This is a genomic window from Mucilaginibacter sp. P4_C11 (genome assembly GCF_056402115.1).
The window spans coordinates 1-4,530 of record NZ_JBFUIA010000073.1 but is presented as its reverse complement, the minus strand read 5'-3'; the positions used below and the strand labels follow the sequence as shown (position 1 = coordinate 4,530).

1 protein-coding gene is annotated in these 4,530 nt (G+C 47.1%); it reads left to right on the top strand.

Annotated features, from left to right (window positions below):
• Positions 1–144 precede the first annotated feature (144 nt).
• Positions 145–4,530 (top strand): cadherin-like beta sandwich domain-containing protein (locus AC1DU2_RS30715; protein WP_477389432.1); only part of this gene is annotated, 4,386 nt, incomplete at its 3' end.

The following is a 4,530-nucleotide window of genomic DNA, read 5'->3' as shown; positions in this document are numbered from 1 at the left end:
GTAAAAGTTGATCAACCCAGGCCGTAGGCTGCACTTATCGGTGTAAATGGGCATGGTTTTATTTTTTATCCCCGACTCCCGGTTTATATATAGTGGCAGAGGTATTAATTGCTATTAAAATTTCCTGCTTTTTAAACCAACATTATGAAAAAAAACCTACACCGCCTGTTCACTGTGAGTTTAATAATATTATTATCTGCCGTGTTCGCCAAAGTACAAGCACAAACTATTAACGCAGGTGCTGTTACCGGCAATATTTCTGCATGCCAGGGTACCGCTTCGGCAAGCCCGAACCTGCAACAGTTTACAGTTGCAGGCACCGGTTTAACAGGTAATATAATAGCAACTGCCCCAACAGGCTTCGAGTTATCACTTGCCTCCGGCACCGGTTATGGCGGCAATGTAACGCTTACACAGTCAGGCGGCGTGGTAAGCAGCACCGCGGTGTATGTTCGGTCGGCGGCTACTGCACCGGCAGGGGTTATATCCGGCAATGTGGTGCTGGCCTCTACAGGAGTGAGCAGGCAAAATGTGGCGGTAAGCGGTATAGTAAACGTATTAGCTACTATAAATACGGTACCGAATATAACCGTTAATGGCGGCTCACAAACTGGGGCTGTAAATTTTACCGGTACAGCAGGTGCTTATACATGGGTTAACAATACTCCGGCTATTGGCCTGGCTGCAAGTGGCACAGGCCATTTACCATCGTTTGCTGCTATAAATAACGGTAGCAGCCCGGTAACGGCTACCATTACAGCCACTCCCCTATCACGGGGGTTTGCTTATATTACAAACAGAAATAGCGGGACTGTTTCGGTAATTAACACAATTACCAAAACAGTTGTAGCTACAATTCCTGTCGGGCTGGGTATCCAGGGAGTAGCAGTAAGCCCTGATGGCAGCCTTGTTTATGTAGTTCAAACACAGTCTCCGGGTACTGTTTCCGTAATTAACACATTCAGCAATTCAGTCGTTGCCACTATCCCGGTAGGGGCCCTGCCGGTGGGGATAGCCATAAGTCCGGATGGCGCACGGGTTTATGTTGCAAATCATGATGATGGAACGATTTCTGTAATCAATACCACGACCAATACTGTGACCGGGATTATATTTGCCTCCCCTGCGGGATGTTATGGCGTAGCTGTAAGCCTCGATGGTGCACGCTTATATGTAACTAATAACCGTACAAATACGGTTTCTGTAATAAGTTTAGCCACAAACGCACGGCTAGCCAGCATCGGAGTAGATGCTGGCGCGAGTCAAATAACATTGAGTCCCGACGGCAACCGGGCATATGTGGCAAATTTTAATTACCACACCATAACTGTTATTAACACCTCAAACAATACAGTAACGGCAAGTATAAATGTCGGCGATGGTCCAAATGGAGTGTCTATAAGCCCGGACGGCACCAGGCTGTATGTAACGAATGTCTATAGTACAGTAATGTCGGTAATTAATACGTCTGACAATTCAGTCATAGCTACTATTCCGGTCGGTTTATTTGCCGAATACTCGCAGGTAGATCCTGCCAGCGGTCTTTTGTACGTAACAGCTAATGACGTGGTTTTAGTAATAAACACAGCTACTAACACAGTAATATCAACCATACCTGTAGGCCAGGCCCCTATGTCATTTGGGAATTTTTTTGGTGGTCCAGGTTGTAGCGGAGTGTCGGTCACGTTTACAATAACGGTGAACCCGGCACCGCGAACTATAATAGCCGGTACGCCAGACGGCATTATTACTGCTTGTGCCGGTTTCGCTTCAACGAGCCCCAACATCCAGCAGTTTACAGTTGCCGGTATAGGCTTATCCGGCGATATTACTGCAACTGCGCCAACCGGCTTCGAAATGTCCTTATCGGCCGCCAGCGGTTATGGCGGCAATGTAACACTTACACAAATAGCAGGTAAGGTTGATACGACTTTGATATATGTACGGTCGGCGGCTACTGCCCCGGCAGGAAATATATCCGGCAATGTAGTGCTGGCCTCTACAGGAGTGAGCAGTCAAAATGTGGCGGTAAGCGGTATCGTAAACGAAATACCGACTATTAATTCCGTATCAAATCAAACACTTAACGATGGCACTGCTACCGCTGCAATTAATTTTACCGGCACTGGTAACACTTTTAACTGGGTTAATGATACGCCCGGCATAGGCCTGGCAGCAAGCGGGACAGGTAACATCCCTTCATTTAATGCATTAAATGCGGGCAGCAGCCCGGTTACGGCTACTATTACGGCTACCCCTGTAAAAGCCGGATTTGCATATATAACTCAGGGGACGGAAAGCCCGGGCCCCTCTAATATTTCGGTGATCAATACTTTAACAAATTTGCTGGCAGCGACTGTTGTGGTAGGTCCGGGCCCTTCAAAGATCGTAGCAATGCCGGATGGCAGCAGCATCTATGTGACACATCAGGTATACAAAAATATATCCATAATAAACACTGCAACTAACACAGAAACCGCTACTATTGATTTGGGGGCGTACTACCCTCGTGCTATTGCGTTTAGCCCCGATGGCACCCGTTTATATGTTGCAGGTGCTACTTCGGCAAATGTTGGCGCAGTTTCTGTTATCAATACTGCAACAAACACTATCATATCCACCATACCCATAAGCAGCAACTCTCCTACAAGCATTACGATAAGCCCGGATGGAGGCAAAGCATATGTAACCAACTACCTTTCAAATATTATTGCTGTTATAAACACTGCAACCAACAGCACATCTACCATCACCAACACCACCTATGTTAAACAACTTGCAATAAGTCCTGATGGTAGCCGGTTATATCTAATGGGTGATATCAATATTAGTGTCGTAAATGCGACTACCAACGAGCTTATATCTGCTACACCAATCGAAAAATTTCCAACCTCAATGGTGATAAGTCCGGATGGCGGCAAGATATATATCGTCGGTCCAAGCTTCGGCTCCGGTATGAATACGCTTTCGGTATTCAACACAGCTACCAACGCTGTAGTAGTCATCCCGCTGGGTGCTGCCCCCGAGAATCTTTCAATCAGCCCCGATGGGAAGCTTTTGTATGTTTCCTATACATTTTCAAACCTGGTCAATGTAATCAGTACAGCAACAAATACAATAACAGGCACTATCACTCTTTCGCATAGTGCGGGTCGAATAGCACTTGTCGGTGGTTCAGATTGCAGCGGCGCATCAACTACCTTTAATATTACCGTAAATAACACTTTAAATAACGCCGCTTTAAGTTCGCTCGTACTTAGCCCGGGTTCGCCCCTGATCTATACAAGCTCAACGCTGGGCGTAATGAATTATACCACCGGTGTAGATCCTTCTGTCAGCAGCGTTACCTTAACCCCAACAATTCCGTACGTAGGCGCTACGATAACCATAAACGGCATACCGGTTAGCAGCGGGTCAGCTTCAGCACCGATATTGCTGAACACCGGGCCTACGGCGATAACTACTGTAGTAACCGCAGCAGACGGCATAACCACCAAAACCTATTCGCTAATAGTAAACAGAACGGGTTCAAATAACGGCACGTTGGCCTCGTTGCTTATAAATACGGGTTCAGCGCTCATCCTCGCAAATGCAACTTCCAATAATGTGAATTATACCACAAATGTTGACCCTTCTGTCAGCAACGTGACTTTTACGCCAACGCCCCAGGATGTAAACGCCACAGTAATGGTAAATGGCGTACCTGTAAATAACGGTTCTGCTTCAGAAGTAATATGGCTGAACAGCGGTCCCACTTTAGTAACCACTGTGGTAACAGCGGCCGATGGCAGCACTACAAAAACCTACCTGGTTACCGTGAACCACACAGCATCAAACAATGCCACATTGGGGTCATTGGTCATGAACCCGGGGTCGACGCTTTTTCTTACCAATTCAAACACCACTACCGTAAATTACACAACCTCTGTTGATCCAACCGTGAGCAGTGTAACCTTTACCCCCTCGGGGCTGCGAACCGGCGCAACCGCAACGATAAATGGTGCTGTGGTAATCAACGGTTCCGCTTCTGGTGCGATACCGCTTAACAGCGGCCCTACGATTGTAACTACCGTGGTAACAGCGCCGGATGGCGTAACCACCAAAACCTACTATGTTACAGTAAACAAAGTGGGTTCAAATAATGCCCGGTTAAACGAATTGGTACTAAATCCTCATTCAGCACTGGCTTTGGTAAGCGCAACACCAACTAATGTGGAGTATACAACGATAGTACCTGATACGGTTGGCACAGTTACCCTAACCGCGATAGCAAGCGACCCAAATGCCATTGTTTATATAAACGGCAGTAACGCTTCGCCGGCTACCATAACGCTGAATGTGGGCGATAACCTGGTAACAACCGTGGTTACTGCCCAGGATGGCATAACCACTAAAACCTATAACATCACCATAACCAGGCCGGCCGCCCTGGTTGGAGTTGTAAATAAACATAGCCTAAGCCTGCCTGCTGTTGTAGGGAGCCTTGCAGACAACACGCAAAATGACGGCATAACAGTTCACCAGGGAGGG